The organism is Ciceribacter sp. RN22 (genome assembly GCF_024054295.1).
Lineage (GTDB): Bacteria > Pseudomonadota > Alphaproteobacteria > Rhizobiales > Rhizobiaceae > Allorhizobium > Allorhizobium lividum.
The window spans coordinates 805783-823559 of the sequence record NZ_JAMXLD010000001.1; the positions used below are offsets into that span (position 1 = coordinate 805783).

19 protein-coding genes are annotated in these 17777 nt (G+C 64.3%); 11 read left to right on the forward strand and 8 right to left on the reverse strand.

Annotation, left to right across the window (positions count from 1 at the left end):
• Positions 1-24 precede the first annotated feature (24 nt).
• Positions 25-498, reverse strand: a complete 474-nt coding sequence (locus NHF53_RS03950; RefSeq protein ID WP_114362656.1) for an Hsp20/alpha crystallin family protein — start codon at positions 496-498, stop codon at positions 25-27.
• Positions 499-759: 261 nt separating this feature from the next.
• Between NHF53_RS03950 and NHF53_RS03955 the strand changes: the two genes are divergently transcribed.
• The 8 genes from NHF53_RS03955 (at position 760) to NHF53_RS03990 (ending at position 7935) form a co-directional block, all read left to right on the forward strand.
• A complete protein-coding gene (locus NHF53_RS03955) occupies positions 760-1737 on the forward strand; it encodes a magnesium transporter CorA family protein (RefSeq protein WP_374591009.1) in 978 nt (325 codons plus the stop codon).
• A 16-nt stretch (positions 1738-1753) separates the two neighbouring features.
• Entirely contained in the window at positions 1754-3652 is a 1899-nt protein-coding gene (locus tag NHF53_RS03960; protein ID WP_252833189.1) for a potassium transporter Kup, read from the forward strand.
• A 167-nt stretch (positions 3653-3819) separates the two neighbouring features.
• Positions 3820-4989, forward strand: coding sequence for a cell wall hydrolase (locus tag NHF53_RS03965; RefSeq protein WP_252833190.1), 1170 nt, complete (start codon positions 3820-3822; stop codon positions 4987-4989).
• 267 nt (positions 4990-5256) lie between these two features.
• Positions 5257-5640: an AtpZ/AtpI family protein gene (locus NHF53_RS03970; protein ID WP_252833191.1), complete on the forward strand. Its 384-nt coding sequence runs from the start codon at positions 5257-5259 to the stop codon at positions 5638-5640.
• Between the two features lie 44 nt (positions 5641-5684).
• On the forward strand, positions 5685-6437 hold the full coding sequence (locus NHF53_RS03975; RefSeq protein ID WP_252833192.1) for a F0F1 ATP synthase subunit A: 753 nt from the start codon (positions 5685-5687) through the stop codon (positions 6435-6437).
• 68 nt (positions 6438-6505) lie between these two features.
• Complete coding sequence (locus NHF53_RS03980; protein ID WP_046796018.1) at positions 6506-6733, forward strand: F0F1 ATP synthase subunit C; 228 nt, start codon at positions 6506-6508, stop codon at positions 6731-6733.
• Between the two features lie 79 nt (positions 6734-6812).
• Positions 6813-7445, forward strand: a complete 633-nt coding sequence (locus NHF53_RS03985) for a F0F1 ATP synthase subunit B (protein ID WP_114362662.1) — start codon at positions 6813-6815, stop codon at positions 7443-7445.
• A 4-nt stretch (positions 7446-7449) separates the two neighbouring features.
• Positions 7450-7935, forward strand: a complete 486-nt coding sequence (locus NHF53_RS03990) for a F0F1 ATP synthase subunit B (protein ID WP_112689312.1) — start codon at positions 7450-7452, stop codon at positions 7933-7935.
• Between the two features lie 99 nt (positions 7936-8034).
• Here the strand turns inward: NHF53_RS03990 and NHF53_RS03995 are convergent, their stop codons facing one another.
• Together NHF53_RS03995 and NHF53_RS04000 are read right to left on the reverse strand one after the other, a co-directional pair.
• The gene (locus tag NHF53_RS03995; RefSeq protein WP_252833193.1) at positions 8035-8727 is read right to left on the reverse strand and encodes a ribonuclease HII; all 693 of its coding nucleotides are present in this window, start codon (positions 8725-8727) and stop codon (positions 8035-8037) included.
• Positions 8728-8947: 220 nt separating this feature from the next.
• Positions 8948-10105, reverse strand: coding sequence for a PA0069 family radical SAM protein (locus NHF53_RS04000; RefSeq protein ID WP_114362664.1), 1158 nt, complete (start codon positions 10103-10105; stop codon positions 8948-8950).
• Between the two features lie 129 nt (positions 10106-10234).
• Between NHF53_RS04000 and NHF53_RS04005 the strand changes: the two genes are divergently transcribed.
• Positions 10235-10762, forward strand: coding sequence for a glycosyl transferase (locus NHF53_RS04005; RefSeq protein WP_252833194.1), 528 nt, complete (start codon positions 10235-10237; stop codon positions 10760-10762).
• Between the two features lie 33 nt (positions 10763-10795).
• Here NHF53_RS04005 and moaB read toward each other — a convergent pair whose 3' ends face one another.
• From moaB to NHF53_RS04025, 4 genes are all read right to left on the reverse strand, one after another.
• The gene (gene moaB / locus NHF53_RS04010) at positions 10796-11338 is read right to left on the reverse strand and encodes a molybdenum cofactor biosynthesis protein B (RefSeq protein WP_252833195.1); all 543 of its coding nucleotides are present in this window, start codon (positions 11336-11338) and stop codon (positions 10796-10798) included.
• The gene (locus NHF53_RS04015; RefSeq protein ID WP_252833196.1) at positions 11335-12252 is read right to left on the reverse strand and encodes a 4-(cytidine 5'-diphospho)-2-C-methyl-D-erythritol kinase; all 918 of its coding nucleotides are present in this window, start codon (positions 12250-12252) and stop codon (positions 11335-11337) included. Before NHF53_RS04015 ends, moaB begins: the two co-directional genes overlap by 4 nt.
• 3 nt (positions 12253-12255) lie before the next feature.
• Entirely contained in the window at positions 12256-14076 is a 1821-nt protein-coding gene (locus NHF53_RS04020; protein WP_252833197.1) for a tetratricopeptide repeat protein, read from the reverse strand.
• 120 nt (positions 14077-14196) lie between these two features.
• Positions 14197-15213, reverse strand: coding sequence for a polyprenyl synthetase family protein (locus NHF53_RS04025; protein WP_114362670.1), 1017 nt, complete (start codon positions 15211-15213; stop codon positions 14197-14199).
• A 107-nt stretch (positions 15214-15320) separates the two neighbouring features.
• On the opposite strand from NHF53_RS04025, the gene NHF53_RS04030 reads away from it, so the two are divergent.
• On the forward strand, positions 15321-15551 hold the full coding sequence (locus NHF53_RS04030; protein ID WP_112691539.1) for a DUF2007 domain-containing protein: 231 nt from the start codon (positions 15321-15323) through the stop codon (positions 15549-15551).
• Positions 15552-15555: 4 nt separating this feature from the next.
• The gene (locus NHF53_RS04035) at positions 15556-16344 is read left to right on the forward strand and encodes a tRNA1(Val) (adenine(37)-N6)-methyltransferase (protein WP_252833198.1); all 789 of its coding nucleotides are present in this window, start codon (positions 15556-15558) and stop codon (positions 16342-16344) included.
• Between the two features lie 17 nt (positions 16345-16361).
• On the opposite strand, the gene NHF53_RS04040 is transcribed toward NHF53_RS04035, so the two are convergent.
• A complete protein-coding gene (locus tag NHF53_RS04040; protein ID WP_252833199.1) occupies positions 16362-17708 on the reverse strand; it encodes an Nramp family divalent metal transporter in 1347 nt (448 codons plus the stop codon).
• Positions 17709-17777: the final 69 nt, after the last annotated feature.

The following is a 17777-nucleotide window of genomic DNA, read 5'->3' on the forward strand; positions in this document are numbered from 1 at the left end:
GGCGGCGACAGGGTGCGAAGACCGCTATTTCTCGATGGCGATCTTGCGCTCCTTGGGAGCTGAACCGGGTTTCTTCGGCATGGTGACAGTCAGAACGCCCTTGTCGAACTTTGCGCTGACCGCCGCTTCGTCCACGCTCGCGGGCAGGCTCATCGAACGCTGGAAGCTGCCGTAGCGCCGTTCGATCAGGCGGTAATTGTCCTTCTCGTCCTTCTTTTCGAACTTCTTTTCGCCCTTGAGCGTCAGGACGCCATTCTGGATGGATACGTCGACGTCGCTTTCGGAAATACCCGGCAGTTCCGCCGTCAGCGTGATCGCGGTGTCGTTCTCGGCGACATCGATCGACGGCGCCATGAAGCTCTCGGTCTTGCCGGTTCCCTTCACGAGACCGCTGCGACCGAAGAAGCCGTCGAACACCTTGTCCATTTCCTTGCGGAATTCGGCGAAGGGATTGTCCGACCAGAGACTTGGAAGAGAACCAGAAGACTTTTCGTTCATTGCATCCTCCTTTGGCTTTTCACCGACAGACAGAATACTAGAGAACGTGTTTCAGTAATCCTTGATTTAGGTCAAGCTGAAGAATGGCGAAGCAGTCCGCCGATCGGCCCCGCTGCCGCTGCGCTCTTCGAACGCCGTTCGTCGGACGCCTGTTCCACAAGGCCGCGGGCCTGACAACATGGCTCTTGCCATCCGGGGGGCAGTTGTGATTGTCTCCGCCGTCGGAGCGGCCTGACCCTCCGGAGCTGAAAGGCGTCTCGATTGATCAGAGCGTGCCGCAACCGCGGAGATGCGGAAATTTTGCTGCCGGGCAATGCCCCGCACAGTCTCGACCCCGACATTCTCTGGCTCGACCTGGTCAATCCCGACCGCGAGGAGGAGTTGCTGGTCGAGGGACTGCTCGGCATTCCGTTGCCGACGCGGGAAGAGTTGAAGGACATCGAACCGTCCAGTCGACTCTACGTGGAAGAAGGCGGCGTTTATATGACCGCGTCCCTGGTCTGGAAGGTCGAAACAGGTCTCCCGGAGCTCACGGACGTGGCCTTCATCCTCTGCGGCAACCGTCTGGTCACGATCCGCTACGCCGAGCCGAAGTCCTTCGTGCTGTTCACCGCCGCCCTGCATCGTACGGCGGTCAAGTACCGCACCGGTGCCGAGCTCATGGCGCGTCTCCTCGAGACGATCGCCGATCGCACGGCCGAGATCCTCGAAGTGACCGTCGCGCGTATCGACGCCCTTGCTGCGGACGTCTTCGTCGACCAGAAGACTGCGAAACGTCGGCCGCCGCGCTACCTCGAGGACAAGCTGATTGACATCGCCGGCCACCAGCGCCTCGTCAGCAAGACCCGCGACAGCCTCGTCTCTCTTTCGCGTCTCGTCTCGTTCTTCCGGGCGCTTCCCCTGATCCGTCACGACCAGGAGGCGGGCGAACTCCTGCGGATCGTCAGCCGTGACGTCCAGTCGCTGTCCGAGCACGCGGCGTTCGTATCGAGCAACATCACCTTCATGCTCGATGCATCGCTCGGGCTCATCAATGTCGAACAGAATGCCATCATCAAGATCTTCTCAATCGCCTCGGTCGTCTTCCTCCCCCCGACCCTGGTTGCATCCGTCTACGGGATGAACTTTCAATTCATGCCCGAATTGAGCTGGAACTACGGCTACGCCCTTGCTCTTCTGCTGATGCTGTTGTCGGCCGTAATTCCGTTCCTGTTTTTCCGCTGGAAAGGCTGGCTCTGAGGAGCCTGTGTCACTCATGCCTCATACCCATTCGACTCTGCCCGCCGAGGGCAAGGACTTTCGTCGCCTCCTCGGTCTCGCAATCGGTTCCGTCGGCGTCGTTTACGGCGATATCGGCACCAGCCCGCTATACGCATTCCGCGAGGCCCTGAAGCCGGTCGCCCACGACGGCATCACGCGCGTCGAGATCATCGGTATCATTTCGCTGATGATCTGGGCGCTGACGATCATCGTCACCCTGAAATACGTGCTGTTCCTCCTGCGGGCCGACAACGACGGCGAAGGCGGTACGCTGTCGCTGCTCGCATTGCTGATGAAGCATGCCGGCCGCCATTCGACCGTGCTGATGTTCCTGGGGCTGATCGGCGCGGCACTCTTCCTGGGCGACGCGATGATCACGCCGGCGCTTTCGGTCCTCTCCGCTGTCGAAGGTCTCAAGCTCGCCGTGCCGCAATCGGCGGATTACATCGTCCTCATCTCCGTCGGCATCCTGTTCGGCCTCTTCACCGTTCAATCGCGTGGCACCGGCGTCGTGGCGAAGTTCTTCGGGCCGATCACCGTGCTCTGGTTCGTCGCCATGGCGCTCGGCGGGCTGCTGCACATCTCCGACGACCTCGGCATCTTTGCCGCCTTCAACCCCTGGCATGCCGTCACCTTCCTCTGGCGGGAGCAGTTTCTCGGTATCGTCGTGCTTGGTGCGGTCTTCCTGACGGTCACGGGGGCGGAAGCCCTTTATGCCGACCTTGGCCATTTCGGCCGTCAGCCGATCCAGCTCGCCTGGTTCGTGCTCGTCTTCCCGGCGCTGGTGCTGAACTATCTCGGGCAGGGCGCGCTGGTGCTCAAGCATCCCGAAACGGCGTCTGATCCCTTTTTCCTGATGTTCCCGGAGTGGGCACTGCTGCCGATGGTCATCCTGGCGACGGCCGCGACCATCATCGCCAGCCAGGCGGTGATCACCGGCGCCTTCTCGCTGGTGCGCCAGGCGATCCACCTCGGGTTCCTGCCGCGGATGCAGATCCTCTTCACCTCGGAGACCCATACCGGCCAGATCTACCTGCCTTCCGTCAACGCGCTACTTCTGATCGGCGTGCTCGGCCTCGTCCTGCTCTTCGAAAGCTCGGAAGCGCTCGCCACCGCCTACGGCATCTCCGTCACCGGCGCGATGGTCGTGACCACGATCATGGCCTTCGAATTCGTCCGCATCCGGTGGAACTGGTCGCGGCTGGTCGCCACCGTCGTCCTGTTGCCGCTGCTCTCCCTCGAGCTGGTCTTCCTCGGCGCCAACATGTTCAAGATTCACGACGGTGGCTATGTGCCGGTGCTGTTCGCCGCCGGTTTCACCGTCGTCATGTGGACCTGGCGGCGCGGCACGGCGATCCTGTTCGCCAAGACCCGCCACACCGACGTGCCGCTCCAGCCCTTCGTCACCTCGCTCGAGAAGAGCGAGCACCCGCCGGTCGCCGTCGCCGGCACCGCCGTCTTCCTGACGAGCGATCCCGAGACCGCGCCCGCAGCCCTTCTGCACAATCTGAAGCACAACCACGTGCTCCACGAGCGCAACATCATCCTGACGATCAAGACGGTGAGCCGTCCGCGGGCGGGCGAAGCCGAGCGTTTCGTCGTGGAGCCGATTTCGGACCGGTTCTCGCGTGTGGAAATCCGTTTCGGCTTCATGGAGACGCAGAATGTCTCCAAGGCGCTCGCGAGCCTGCGTCGCGGCGGGCTGAAGTTCGACATCATGTCGACCTCCTTCTACCTCGGCCGCCGCAAACTGGTGCCGGATGCAAAATCGGGGATGCCCTACTGGCAGGACCGGCTCTATATCGCGCTCGCCAATGCCGCCGCCGATCCGTCGGATTACTTCCGCCTGCCGGCGAACCGCGTGGTCGAGCTCGGCGCCCACGTCATCATCTGAATCTGAGCCGCGAACCGTGCAGCATGCGAGGTGCGGGATGCGCAAACCCGGTTCCGCCGGGTTTGCGCACCGTTGTCGCACGCGCCCGGCCGGCCATTAACCGATCATCAAGGTTAATATGAGAGGTTTCTCTAATGTAAACCGATGTCGCGTATGGAGTTCCGGTCTTGCGTGCCACAAGCCAGATTCGCCACAAAACCGCTTCCCGCTTCGAAAAATGGAAGTCCCCGGCCGTGCTCGGCGTCATCGCCTGGCTGGTCTTTCCCTCCGTCGCCGCCAGGGCCGACCTTGCGGGGCTCATCGCCGGAACCGATTTCGGCGGTAGCCAGTGGCGGATGGTGCTGACGGCCTCGCCGGCGGGTTCGGTCCATCAGGCGGAGCTGAGCTTCGGCGAGACGCCGCAGGTGGCGGCGATCGCATCCGACGCCGGCATCCTGCTCCCCGACGGCCGCAAGATCGCGATCGACGGCGGGACGAAGGGGAAGGAGGGCCTTCCCGACGAGGCGCGCGTAACCCGCAGCCTCAAGAAGGGCCGCATCGTCGCCGTCGAGCCGATGCTGCCGCCGAAGGCCTTTACCGCCGGCTCCATTCTCCAGCGCACGAGTTTCCTGTTCTCCCCGAAGGACGCTCCGGGCGACCTCACGGCCTTTGCCCGTTCGAAGCCGAAGAAGGTCGATCTCGCGAGCTTCTACTTCAAGAAGGAACCGAAGACTGATCCGGCCGTACCGTCGATGCTCGCAGACCTCGTCACCAACCGCAATGCAGACGTGCTTGCGACCGCCTATGCGCCGGCCGAGCCGGACTTTGCCCGTGTCTCGCCCTTCGATGCCATTCTTACCGAAAAGCAGGAGGCCGGGCGCTTCAGGCCGGAGATCGGCCCGGACGACCATGCTTGGGCCGCCTCGGTGCTGTCGCCCTCCGTCTTCTCCGCCCGCGAACAGCAGTGCCTCGCCTCCGGCATCTATTTCGAGGCGCGCGGCGAGTCGGTGAAGGGGCAGGCAGCCGTCGCCCAGGTGATCCTGAACCGCGTGCGCAATCCGGCCTATCCCGATACCATCTGCGGCGTCGTCTACCAGAACGAGGACTGGCGCAACCGCTGCCAGTTCTCCTTCGCCTGTGACAATATCCGCGACCGGGTGAACTCCAAGTACCACTGGAAGGTCGCCCGCGAAGTCGCCATGGCCGTGACAGCCGGCAAGATCTGGCTGCCGGAGGTGGGATCCGCCACCCACTATCACGCGCTTTACGTCCGTCCGGCCTGGGCGAAGACGATGAAGAAGGTCGGCCGTATCGGTCTCCATGTCTTCTACCGCACTTACGGCGGCGGGTGGAGCTGAACCCCCGAAGACCCGGCCGGTTTGGGTCGCCGCGGAGCGATTCCCGGCCGGAATGATGGGCGGATTCGTCGCGTTCAACTTAAGTCTATGATTTTTCGACGTTAATTTGTGGTGAAACAAGCGCAGTCAGTGCCTTGACTATGCGGACACCTAAAATTATGGTGCGCGCGACTTCAAAACGGGTCGGAAGGGTATAAATCCCACCGTTTCTACATTCGTGACAGGCCCGAAACGGCCTGCTGAGGCTGAAATGGAGGCGAGGAGACCATGACTGACAACCGCGGAGAGGGTCTGGAACAGCGTCGCAGGCGCCTGGCTGCCGAATTGGCGGAGAGGAAGCGCGATACGGGGATCGAAGAGGCAGCGGAGAAGAGCGCCGAGCAGAGCCGCAAGGGATATGCTCAGGCGATGAAGCTCTCCAGCGAATTCATTTCCGCGATCGTCGTCGGTGCAATTCTCGGCTATCTTTTCGACCGTTTTGTCGGCACGGCACCGTGGGGCATGATCGTGTTCCTGCTGCTCGGTTTCTGTGCCGGTGTACTGAACGTCCTTCGTTCGGCGGGCATGGTTTCGGCGCCGCATCCGGCCGATCGTGCTGCGCGGGCGAAAAACGAGCGTCAGGACGGCGACAGCCGTTCGGATCAAAGGTAAGGAAATGCCCGTCATAGGCGGGCCAGAGCGAAAGAGACCCGAAGGTGTCAAACGATCCGACCCATCAGTTCCTGGTTCAGAAGATTGTACCGATCGAGATCGGCGGGATTGACTTTTCCTTTACCAACGCCTCGCTGTTCATGGTTGCGACGGTCGCTGCCGCGTCCGGCTTCCTCTACTTCTCGACCTCGAGCCGCGGCCTGATCCCGAACCGCATGCAGTCGGTCGCCGAGATGTCCTACGAGTTCATCGCCTCGATGCTCCGGGAAGGTGCCGGCAGCCACGGCATGAAGTTCTTCCCGATGGTCTTCTCGCTGTTCATGTTCGTGCTCACCGCGAACCTGCTCGGCATGATGCCCTACTTCTTCACCGTGACGAGTCAAATCATCGTGACCTTCGCGCTCGCGGTCTTCGTCATCGGCACCGTGCTGGTCTACGGCTTCTACAAGCACGGCCTGCACTTCCTCAATCTCTTCGTCCCGAGCGGTGTGCCGGGTGCGCTTCTCCCGCTGGTCGTGGCGATCGAAATCATCTCGTTCCTGTCCCGCCCGATTTCGCTTTCCGTGCGTCTGTTCGCCAACATGCTGGCAGGCCACATCACGCTCAAGGTGTTCGCGGGCTTCGTCGCCTCGCTCGGAACCCTTGGCGCCCTTGGCATCGGCGGCGCCATCCTGCCGCTGATCATGACCGTCGCGTTGACCGGTCTCGAGTTCCTCGTCGCCTTCCTGCAGGCTTACGTCTTTGCGGTGCTGACTTGCATGTACCTCAACGACGCAATTCACCCGGGCGGGCACTAAGGATAACCACATTGGTGCTCTCGGGCGCCAGTCATTCGCCGCAACAACCCATTCGAAGGAGTTCATTCATGGAAGCGGAAGCAGCAAAGTTCATCGGCGCAGGTTTGGCTTGCTTTGGCATGGCCGGCACGGCTCTGGGCCTCGGCAACATCTTCGGCAACTACCTGTCCGGCGCGCTGCGCAACCCGTCTGCCGCTGACAGCCAGTTCGGCCGTCTGGTATTCGGCTTCGCCGTTACGGAAGCTCTGGGCATCTTCTCGCTGCTCATCGCTCTCCTCCTCCTGTTCGCCGTCTGATATCGGCAGAGGTTCGGGATCACGGCACGCCATGCGGCGGCCGTGATCCTTCGCATTCGTAGTACACCTGGAGGTGAGCATGTTTGTGACCCCCGCCTATGCCGAGGAAGCTCCGGCAGAGGGCCAGACCCACACGGAGACCGGCGGCGCCCCTCAGACGGGCGAACTCCACACGGAGACTGGCGTCCCCTCCGAAGCGGGCCACGGCGGCGGCGTTTTCCCGCCATTCGACCAGACCACCTATCCGTCACAGCTTCTGTGGCTGGTGATCACGTTCGGCCTTTTCTACATGCTCATGCAGAAGGTCATCGTGCCGCGCGTCGGCGGCATCCTGGAAAACCGGCACGACCGGATCGCCCAGGACCTTGACGAGGCTGCCCGCCTGAAGTCCGAAGCCGATGCGGCGATCGAGACCTACGAACGGGAGCTCAGCGCTGCGAAGGCAAAAGCCGGACAGATCGCATCCGAAGCTCGTGATGCCGCCAAGGCCAAGGCCGATGCCGAACGGACCGCCATCGAGGCGGAACTCGCCGGCAAGGTCGCGGCCGCAGAAGCCCGGATCTCCGACATCAAGGCGAAAGCCTTCGCCGAAGTCGACGCCATCGCAGGCGAGACCGTGACCGCCATCGTCGAAAAGCTGATCGGTGCCAAGGTCACCAAGACCGAGGTCAAGTCGGCCGTTGCATCGCTCACCGGCAAGCAGGAGGGCTGATCCCATGCAATTCGACGCAACATTCTTCGCCTTCGTCGGCCTCGTCCTGTTCTTTGCCCTGATCATCTATCTCAAGGTGCCGGGCATGGTCGCCAAGTCGCTCGACGAACGCGCCGACAAGATCCGCGGCGAACTCGCCGAAGCCAAGCGCCTGCGCGAGGAGGCCCAGCACGTGCTGGCCGAATACCAGCGCAAGCGCAAGGAAGCGGAAGCGGAAGCCGCAAGCATCGTTGCCGCCGCCGAGCGCGAGGCCGCCATGCTGACCGCGGAGGCCAAGCAGAAGACCGAGGAGTTCGTGGCGCGCCGCAATGCGCTCTCCGAACAGAAGATCAAGCAGGCTGAAACGGATGCGATCAACGCCGTCCGCGCCGCCGCCGTCGATCTCGCGGTTGCCGCGGCCGAGACGATCCTCGTCAAGAAGGTCGACGCCGCCGTCCAGGACGACCTGATCAAGGGCGCCGTGGGCGAGGTCAAGGCCCGCCTTCAGTAAGGCACTCGAATACGACATCGAGAAAGCCGGGCTCAGTCCCGGCTTTTTTCATGCGCGAAATTTGAAGGACGGCATCGTGGCTCCGGCCGCGCCCCGAGCTCAGAGAGCGATCTCGGCATCGAGTTCCGTTTCCTCGTCGCCGTCGACGCGGAACGGCCGGAAGCTCATCCGGTGCAGACGGCAGGGGCCGTGGAGCGCGATCGCCATACGGTGCTTTTCCGTGCCGTAACCGGCATGTGCCTCGAAGCCGTAATGGGGAAACACGCCCGCAGCGCGCGCCATCATGCGGTCGCGCGTGACCTTGGCGACGATCGAGGCGGCGGCAATCGAGAACGAACGCGCATCGCCCTTGACGACGGCCTTGCCCCGGCAGGAAAGCCCCTCCGGCACGTCACGGCCGTCGGTGAGCACGAAGCCGGCCGGCAGCGCGAGCCCCGCGACGGCCCGCCGCATCGCGTCGAGGCTCGCTTTGCGGATGTCGCGGCTGTCGATGTGACGCGAACAGGACGAGGCGATGGAGACCGTCGCACAGGCGAGGATCGTATCGAACAGGGCTTCGCGCTGCGTGGCGGTCAGCTTCTTCGAATCGTTGAGACCGGACGGAATGTTGTCAGGGTCGAGAATCACCGCCGCCGCGACAACCGGCCCGGCCAAAGGTCCGCGGCCCGCCTCGTCGGTGCCGGCAATGCCGGAATAGCCCTCGCGGACGGCGAGCCGCTCCAGCTCGAAATCAGGTCCGGCTGGCAGGTCGGCGAAAAGGCCTGGAGAATCGGGCGGCGTGCGACGCTTCATGGCGGCACTGATCGCACGCCGACCCGACTTCCTGCAAGTCCCCGGCCCGGATAAGGGACACTAGGTCCCGTATCCGGTGCGGCTCCGGGGACTTATCCGGCGCGTGGGGATAGGGGGCAACCCGCGCCGGAAAGCAAATGGCTGGCCCCAGGCGACGCGGAGGCGGCGTCGTCCGGGGCAGGGCACGGCGAGAAGGTCTCCCGCCACGCCGGACATCGTCTCAGAGCAGCGAGAGCTGCACGCCGCTGCCGTTCGGCGGCACGAAGAGGTCGTCGCGCAGCTGCATACTGCGACGTCCGAGCCCCAGCCGTTTCGTCGCCATCTCGAAGCGCCGGCTGATCTGCCAGGCATAGGGGCCGGCGCCCTTCATCCGCTTGCCGAACTCGGCGTCGTAGTCCTTGCCGCCGCGCATCGAGCGGATCAGCGACATCACGTGCCGGTAGCGGTCGGGATAGTTCTGCAGCAGCCAGTCGCGGAAGAGGGGGCTTACCTCAAGGGGCAGGCGGAGCAGCACGTAGTTTGCCTCGCTCGCCCCCGCGGCCTTGCCGGAATCGAGCACCCGCTCGATCTCGTGGTCGTTGAGCGCGGGGATCACCGGCGCCATCATCACGGCCGTCGGAATACCGGCTTCCGAGAGCTTGCGGATCGCCTCAAGCCGTCGCGTCGGCGTGGAAGCGCGCGGCTCCATGGAACGCGCGAGCTTTCGGTCGAGGGTCGTCACCGAAATCGCCACCTTCGCCAGCCCTTTCTCCGCCATCGCCGCGAGGATGTCGATGTCGCGGGTGATCAGCGCCGACTTGGTGACGATCACGACCGGATGATTCGCCTTCTGCAAGACTTCGAGAACCTGTCGCATGATGCGCCATTCGCGCTCGATCGGCTGGTAGGGATCGGTATTGGTGCCGATCGCGATCGTCCGCGGCTTGTAGCCGGGCTTGGCGAGTTCCCGTTCCAGGAGTCGCGGGGCGTCCGGCTTGGCAAAGAGCTTGCTTTCGAAATCCAGACCCGCCGAGAGCCCCATATAGGCGTGGGTCGGACGTGCGAAGCAGTAGATGCACCCATGCTCGCAGCCGCGATAGGGGTTCACCGAACGATCGAAGGGAATGTCGGGGGATTCGTTGCGGGTGATCGCCGTGCGCGGCTTTTCCACCTGCACTTCCGTCCGGAACGGCGGCATGTCCTCCAGCGTCGTCCAGCCGTCGTCGTAGGCGACCCGCTCGGTCGGCTCGAACCTGCCGCCGGGGTTCATGCCCGCGCCGCGGCCACGCCGCCGCTGGATGTCGACCCGAAGGCCCGAGGCGTTCACCAGAGCATCGGCAATATCCGCCGTATTGGCAGGCTGGAAGGCAGCCTGCGCCACAAGAGACAGTTCGTTCATTGTAGGCTCCAGACGGGGCCGCGCCCCATTCGATGAATAGATTCCTAGCGCGAAAAGGAGAACAATACAAGAACAAAAATGCGAAATGTCACAGTGGCAATATTTTGTGCAAGGCGATAATGTCATGCCATGTTGACTGTCATTATGGAATGCCGGGACCAGGAACCGGAGCTTGCGCAGACGCTTGCCGTACTCGTCGCGGGCGCGATCGACGGGCTCGTCAGCGATGTGGTCGTACTCGACCATGGTTCGAGCGACGGAACGGCGCGATTGGCGGAGGCGGCGGGTTGCCGGTTTTATAGGCAGTGGAGCATGGCGGAGATTCTGAATGCCGCCCGCGGCGACTGGATTCTGCTGGTCGAGCCGGGTGCGCGGCCGCAGAACGGCTGGATCGAGGAGATCTGCGAATATGTCGCCTCGTCGCGCAAGCCGGCGCAGTTCTCGGCGTCGCGTCTTCACCGCCGGCCGTTCTTGAAGCGGATCGGCCGTCGCCCGCCCCTGGAGCAGGGTCTGCTGATGACCAAGGGCGAGGCGCTCGCGGCGGCCACCGCCGGAGGCGATCTCGACCATATCGCCCGCGGCCGGAAGGCGCAGCGGCTGTCGAGCGAACTCGTGCCGTCCTGGGTCGCAAGGCAGAACCGGCGCCCGACGGCGTGAGCGGAAAAGGCGGTCGGGCGAGGGCCGGTCGGCTCAGCCGCGACGCAGGTGTTCGTCGAGCCGCGGCATGATTTCCACGAAATTGCAGGGCATATGGCGGTAGTCGAGCTGCCATTTCAGGATGCCGTCCCAGGCATCCTTGCAGGCGCCGGGCGAACCGGGCAGCACGAAGACATAGGTGGCGTTGGCAACGCCGCCGGTCGCCCGCGACTGGATGGTCGAGGTGCCGATCTTGTCGTAGGAGAGCCGGTGGAAGACCTCGGAGAAGCCGTCCATCCGCTTCTCGAACAGCGGCTCCAGCGCCTCCGGTGTCACGTCGCGGCCGGTGAAGCCGGTTCCGCCCGTGGTGATGACGACGTCGATCTCCTGCGACAGCGTCCAGGCCTGCACCTGGTTGTAGATACGGTCGCGGTCGTCCGGAACGATTGCCCGGTCGACCAGCCGGTGGCCGGCCTCGGTGATCCGCGAAACGAGGGTGTCGCCCGACTTGTCATCGGCCAGCGTGCGCGTATCCGAAACCGTGAGGACCGCGATCCCGACGGGGATGAAGGGGCGCGTCTCGTCGATCCGGTTCATGGGCTGTCTCCTGCAACGGTTCTGGTTGCCTCAAAATACCAGTGCGGCTGCCGCTGCGAAAGGTGGCGGACGGCGGCTTCGGCCGCGGCATAATCGCCGTAGAGGCCGAAGCAGGTTGCCCCCGAGCCGGACATCCGGACGAGGTCGGCGCCACTCTCCGCGAGCATGTCGCAAAGCGTGCCGATCTCAGGAATAAGGGCGCGCGCCGGCGCTTCGAGATCATTGCGGAGCGTGGAGAGCCACGCGATCCACGCTTCGCGGTCCGCGACCTGCGGCGGCGAGGAAATCGGCGGATTGTCCCTCCTGTCGAGCCGGCGGAAGACCTCCGGCGTCGAGACCGCTTTCAGCGGATTGGCGAGCACCATTGCGAAGGACGGCATGTGGGAAAGGGGCGTGATCTCCTCGCCGACGCCGCCCGCGCGAAGCGGCCGCGACTTCAGGCACATCGGAACGTCCGCCCCGAGACGCAGCGCGATCGTCGCCAGTTCGTCCGCGGGCAGCTCCGCATCCCACAGCCGGAGAAGGCCGCGCAGCGTCGCCGCTGCGTCGGCCGAGCCGCCGCCGATGCCGGAAGCGATCGGCAGGTTCTTTTCGAGCGCGATTTCGACGGGGGGCGTTTCCAGGCCGCGGGCCCGCAACGCCTCTCGCAGGAGGTCGCGCGCCTTCGTGACGAGATTGTCGCCTGTTCCTTTCGGATCGGCCGCAAGCGTCGCGCCGAAGCGGCCGGAGAGCGCAAGACTATCCTCGCTTGCGGCGGCAAAGGTCAGCCGGTCGCCCGCTTCGACAAAGGTCACGATGCTGTCGAGCAGGTGGTAGCCGTCATCGCGCCGCCCGGTGACGTGCAGCGCGAGGTTGATCTTGGCCGGGGCCTTTTCGACGATTCCGGCGGAGATCACAGGTCCGGCGGACGGCATGGATTACGACTTCTTGTCGGTTTCCGTCCGCGGCGGTTCGGGATCGGCTTCCGGGGCTGCCTTCGCCGCGTCCTCGGCGAGGGGCGGCAAGCCCTTGTCGATCTTCGCCTGGATCTTGGCGATCTGGTCCTTTTCCGGATTGGAGGCGAGCGCCCGCTTCCACTGGTAGGTGGCTTCGAGCTTGCGCCCGACGCGCCAGTAGGCGTCGCCGAGATGATCGTTGATCGTCGCGTCCCCGGCCTTCAGTTCGGCCGCCCGCTCCAGCTCGGTCACCGCTTCGTCGAACCGGCTCATGCGGAAATAGGCCCAGCCGAGCGAGTCGACGATGTAGCCGTCGTCGGGCCTGAGTTCGACCGCCTTGCGGATCATCTCGAGGCCTTCGCCGAGATTGCGGTTCATGTCGACCCAGGAATAGCCGAGATAGTTGAGCACCTGCGGCTGGTCGGGGTTGAGCTCGAGCGCCTTGCGGAAATTGGGCTCCGCCTTCTCCCACTGTTTCAGCCGCTCATAGGCGATGCCGCGCTGGAAGAAGACCGACCAGTCGCCGCGGCTCGGCTTCGGGCCGATTGCCGCGACCGCCTTGTCGTAGTTGTCGGCCATGGCGGCGTAGTCCTTCGCTTCGGAAAGCACGCTGCCGTAGGCGAGATAGCTGCGGATGTCGCTCGGATCGGAATCGATCAGCGACTTCAAGTGCTTGCGTGCCTCGTCCACCTTGCCGGTCTCGGCGAGCGTCAGGCCGAGCTGCAGTTCGGAGATCCGCCGCATCGGCGAGGTTTCCGGGACCTGGCGGTAAAAGCCGATCGCCCGTTCCGGCCGTTCGAGCTTTTCGGCGAGGCCGCCGAGCAGGATCAGCGTGTCGGCGCTCTTCGGCTCCAGCGCATGCGCGAGCTGCAGGTAAAGCGTCACCGTCTCCTCGGCGCCGTCGCGGTTCAGTGCGCCGCCGATCGAAAAGAGAACGCCAGCCGCACCTTCGGTGGCGTTCGTCACCACCGGTTCGATGGGCTCTCCCTTGGAGATATGGTCGCGCAGCGCCTTGAAGGGCGCGAAATTCCCGACGAGAGCGTCACCGGCGGCGATCGCGTCGAGCGCCTTCTGCTTGTTGCCCTGCTTGGCTTCGAGTGCCGCGAGCGACATGACCGCCCGGACGAAGGTGTCGGGCGCGGTGGCACCACCCTCGCGGTCGGTCACCGCCTCGTTGAGGTTGCGCCGCGCGGCGTCGGTATCCCCGGTCAGGAGCGCGATCACGCCGGCATTGTAGCGCTTGAAGATGCCGTACCAGTCGGGGCCTTCGAGGCCTTCCACCATGGCGAGCGCCTTCTTGCCCTCGCCGGCGCCGACCTTCGTCCAGGCGACCAGAAGCGAATTCATCAGCCGGTCCAGATCGTTCGGACCCTGGTATTTCAGGATTTTTTCCGCGGTGGTGAATTCGCGGCTGCGGATCGCGTCGAGGCCGCGGGCGACCGTCGTCACCCGTTCGACGGCAACGTCGTTCTTCAGGTCGTTGGCGAATTTCACGCCCTCGTCGAAATCGCCGTTCATGAACAGCGCGATCATCAGCCGTTCACGGATCTCGACGTCGCCGGGAGCGAGCGCCAGGGCCTTCTTGTAGAGCGGGATGGCGACGTCATAGTCCCGTTCCGCGTCGGCCACCCGACCCGCGAGGAACGCGCCGGAGAAGGTGTCGACGATACCGGGATCGAATGTCTCCCCCTCGGCAGCGGGAGCGGGTTCCGTCTGCGCGTTCGCGACCATACCGGGCGACAGCGACAGCAGGAGCGCAACGGCGGTCCCGGAAATGAGACGAAGGGCAAGACTTTGCCGCATGAACGAGCCTTTCAACAAAGATAGCCGGAACGATCCGGCCGAAAACTGTCATCCGTCGAGACGATTCACGCACAGAATGGCTTTTTTGGAGCAGAGCCGCAAGGCAATGCCGGTCGCCCGTCAGTTGACCCGTGCGATGCAGAAATCGATCACGTCGAGCAGTGCCGATTTCCATGCGGTGTCCGGCAGCGGCGCCAGAGCGTCACGGGCGATCGTGCCGTAGTGCAGGGCGCGCGTGATGGTGTCGTTGAGGCCACCGTACTTGGAAATGAGGCCGAGCGCCTTTTCGAGCCGCGCGTCATCGTTCTGTCCGCCCTCGATCGCCTCGCGCCAGAACTCGCGTTCCGACTGCGTGCCGCGACGGTAGGCGAGGATGACCGGCAGGGTGATCTTGCCCTCGCGGAAATCGTCACCGACGTTCTTGCCGAGTTCGGAGGCCTTGCCGCCGTAGTCGAGCGCGTCGTCGACGAGCTGGAAGGCGAGGCCGAGATTCATGCCGTAGGATTTCAGCGCGTTTCGGCCCGCACGGTCGGCACCGGCGATGATCGGGCCGACTTCGGCTGCGGCCGCAAAGAGCGCTGCCGTTTTGGCGCGGATCACCTGGAGATAGTCGTCTTCCGTCGTTTCCATGTTCTTGGCGACGGAAAGCTGCAGCACCTCGCCTTCGGCGATGATCGAGGCTGCGGCGGAGAGCACGTCGAGCGCTTCCAGCGAGCCGACCTCGACCATCATGCGGAAGGCCTGTCCGAGCAGGAAGTCGCCGACGAGCACGCTCGCCTGGTTCCCCCAGATCATGCGCGCCGTGGACTTTCCGCGGCGCAGGTCACTCTCGTCGACCACGTCGTCGTGCAGCAGCGTTGCCGTGTGCATGAATTCGACGCTGGTCGCGAGCTTTACGTCGCCGTCGCCGGCATAATCGAACATCGCCGCGGAGGCGAGCGTCAGCATCGGGCGCAGACGCTTTCCACCGGACGAGATCAGGTGGTTGGCGACTTCGGGAATCATCTGTACGTCGGAACCGGCCTTCGAGAGGATCAACTGGTTGACCCGTTCCATGCCGGCCTTGGTGAGGTCGACCAGCGGCTTGACGGACGCCTGTTTGTTTTTGCTTTCCTCAAGCGGTATGACTACGCCCAACGCACCGGACTCCTGTTTCAAAGCTGGCCGACCATAAAAAGTGGCGCCTGCGACGGCAAGAGGCGAAATGGCCCCACGCGCTCTAATCGGCGAGGTTTTTTAGCAAAATGTACGAGATGATCCGTAGCAACGATCCGGTCCTGCTGTCCTTCGCCGAAAGCCTGATGAAGGATGCCGGAATCGCCTGCATGGTCGCCGACCAGTCGATGAGCGTGCTCGAAGGATCGCTCGGCATGCTGCCGCGCCGGCTGCTGGTCGAGGAGGGCAGGGCGGACGAGGCGCGTGAGATCCTCGTCGGCGCCGGTCTCGCAGACGAGCTGCGCGAAGAGAAGGATTGATCCGATGACGGTTGCCACAGGGGTGGTCGAAACCGTCGACGCCTTCCATCGCGGCCGCTTTCATCTTGTGCAGCCGAAGGGGCGCGGCCATCGCGCCGGTATGGATGCGATGCTGCTGGCATCCTTGGTCGACCATGCCGGCCCGTTCCGGCTTGCCGACCTCGGCGCCGGCGCCGGCGCCGCGGGCCTTGCGGTCGCCGCCCGGCTCGGAGAGGCCGAGGTGACGCTGGTCGAACGTTCGGCGGAAATGCTCGCCTATGCCGCAAAGAGCCTCGCGCTGCCGGAAAATGCCTCGATTTCCCCGCGCGTCGACCTCGTCGAGGCCGACGTCACGCTGGCGGGAAGGGCGAGGGTCGCGGCGGGCCTTGCCGACGACAGTTTTCACCACGTCATCATGAACCCGCCCTTCAACGACGGGCGCGACCGCCGCACGCCGGACGCCTTGAAGGCAGAGGCCCATGCCATGACCGGCGGGCTCTTCGAAGCCTGGATTCGCACGGCGGGTGCGATCATGGTGCCCGGCGGGCAGTTATCGCTGATCGCCCGTCCGGAATCGGTTGCCGAGATCATCGATGCCTGCGGCCGTCGCTTCGGCGGCATCGAAATCACACCTGTCTATCCACGCACCGGCGAGAATGCAGTGCGGATCCTGGTCACGGCGATCAAGGGATCGCGGGCACGTCTGGCGTTTCGCTCGCCGCTCCTCATGCACGACGATCCCGAGAGCCACGCCTTCTCGGCCGATGTCGACGACCTGAACAACGGTCGCCGGGCGTATCCGCGCAAGGGCTGACCACCCGGCGAATACTGTCAGCCGAACAGGAAGTCGGAGGCGAGCTTCAGGTTCAGCACGGTGATGAGGAACGCCATCGCCAGCGCGACCATGGTCAGCCAGCGGGGCGCCACGAGTTCGCCCATCTTGCGCCGGTTGGCCGTGATCAGCACCAGCGGGAAGACGGCGAACGGCAATTGCAGGCTGAGCACGACCTGGCTCAGGATCAGCAGCTCGCCGGTGCCGCGCTCGCCGTACCAGATGGCGACGAACGCCGCCGGCACGATCGCCAGTGCGCGGGTGGCGAGTCTTCGGATCCACGGCTTCAGCCGCATCCGCACGAAGCCTTCCATGACGATCTGGCCGGCGAGCGTCGCCGTCGCCGTCGAGTTGAGGCCACTGCACAGAAGCGCGATGCCGAAGAGGAGGGGCGCCACGGTCGACCCGAGGAGCGGGGCGAGCAGTGCATGCGCGTCGCCGAGTTCGGCGATCCCGAAGTTGCCGGAGGTGTGGAAGGCGGCCGCGGAGAGGATGAGGATCGCCGCATTGACGAGGAGCGCGAAGAACAGCGCCAGCGTGGAATCGATGGTGGCGAAGGAGAGCGCCTCGCGCCGGCCTTTCGGGCTCGAATCGTATTTGCGTGTCTGCACGATCCCGGAGTGGAGATAGAGATTGTGCGGCATGACGGTCGCGCCGAGAATGCCGATGGCGATATAGAGCATCTGCGGATCGGCGACGATCTGCGCGGAGGGCAGCAAACCGCGGGCGACCGCACCGACATCCGGTTCGGCGAGCCAGAGCTGGATGGCGAAGCTCGCTCCGATGACGGCGGTGAGCGTGATGACGAAGGCTTCGACCCACCGGAAGCCGAGCCGCTGAAGCAAGAGGACCAGGAAGACGTCGCTCGCCGTCACGACGACGCCGATCTCGATCGGCATGCCGAAGATGAGCTTGAGGCCGATCGCGGTGCCGATCACCTCGGCGAGGTCCGTGGCGATGATGGCGATCTCGGCGAGGACCCACAGACTGTGGGATACCCATCGTGGATAGGAGTCGCGGCAGGCGCGCGCAAGGTCGCGGTCGGTGGCGATGGCGAGCCGCGCGGCCAGCGATTGCAGGAACATCGCCATGACGCTGGAGAGGAGGACGACCACCAGCAGCGTGTAGCCGTAGCGGGCGCCGCCGGAAAGGGATGTCGCCCAGTTACCCGGATCCATGTAGCCGACCGCGACCAGGTATCCGGGGCCGAGGAAGGCCAGCGCCCGCCGCCAGAACGGCCGGCTGCTGCGGACTTCGATCGAGCCGTGGATCTCCGAAAGCGCCGGTTCGCCGCGCTCGCTACGCCATCCGGGCGACTGCGTCGGTCGCGCTGCCGTTTCAGTCATCCCGTTTCCTTCTTGCCATGCGTCAATTCTTTGATTGAGACTAATTTGCAAGAACCTAATGAGCCAATC

Excerpts from the sequence above, each read along its gene's own strand:
- NHF53_RS04005 (WP_252833194.1), top strand. The coding sequence starts at position 10,235 with ATGTTGACTGTCATTATGGAATGCCGGGACCAGGAACCGGAGCTTGCG.
- NHF53_RS04030 (WP_112691539.1), top strand. The coding sequence starts at position 15,321 with ATGTACGAGATGATCCGTAGCAACGATCCGGTCCTGCTGTCCTTCGCC.
- NHF53_RS03980 (WP_046796018.1), top strand. The coding sequence starts at position 6,506 with ATGGAAGCGGAAGCAGCAAAGTTCATCGGCGCAGGTTTGGCTTGCTTT.
- NHF53_RS03995 (WP_252833193.1), bottom strand. The coding sequence starts at position 8,727 with ATGAAGCGTCGCACGCCGCCCGATTCTCCAGGCCTTTTCGCCGACCTG.
- NHF53_RS04040 (WP_252833199.1), bottom strand. The coding sequence starts at position 17,708 with ATGACTGAAACGGCAGCGCGACCGACGCAGTCGCCCGGATGGCGTAGC.
- NHF53_RS03985 (WP_114362662.1), top strand. The coding sequence starts at position 6,813 with ATGTTTGTGACCCCCGCCTATGCCGAGGAAGCTCCGGCAGAGGGCCAG.
- NHF53_RS03990 (WP_112689312.1), top strand. The coding sequence starts at position 7,450 with ATGCAATTCGACGCAACATTCTTCGCCTTCGTCGGCCTCGTCCTGTTC.
- NHF53_RS03950 (WP_114362656.1), bottom strand. The coding sequence starts at position 498 with ATGAACGAAAAGTCTTCTGGTTCTCTTCCAAGTCTCTGGTCGGACAAT.
- NHF53_RS03970 (WP_252833191.1), top strand. The coding sequence starts at position 5,257 with ATGACTGACAACCGCGGAGAGGGTCTGGAACAGCGTCGCAGGCGCCTG.
- NHF53_RS04000 (WP_114362664.1), bottom strand. The coding sequence starts at position 10,105 with ATGAACGAACTGTCTCTTGTGGCGCAGGCTGCCTTCCAGCCTGCCAAT.
- NHF53_RS03960 (WP_252833189.1), top strand. The coding sequence starts at position 1,754 with ATGCCTCATACCCATTCGACTCTGCCCGCCGAGGGCAAGGACTTTCGT.
- moaB (WP_252833195.1), bottom strand. The coding sequence starts at position 11,338 with ATGAACCGGATCGACGAGACGCGCCCCTTCATCCCCGTCGGGATCGCG.
- NHF53_RS04035 (WP_252833198.1), top strand. The coding sequence starts at position 15,556 with ATGACGGTTGCCACAGGGGTGGTCGAAACCGTCGACGCCTTCCATCGC.
- NHF53_RS04020 (WP_252833197.1), bottom strand. The coding sequence starts at position 14,076 with ATGCGGCAAAGTCTTGCCCTTCGTCTCATTTCCGGGACCGCCGTTGCG.
- NHF53_RS04015 (WP_252833196.1), bottom strand. The coding sequence starts at position 12,252 with ATGCCGTCCGCCGGACCTGTGATCTCCGCCGGAATCGTCGAAAAGGCC.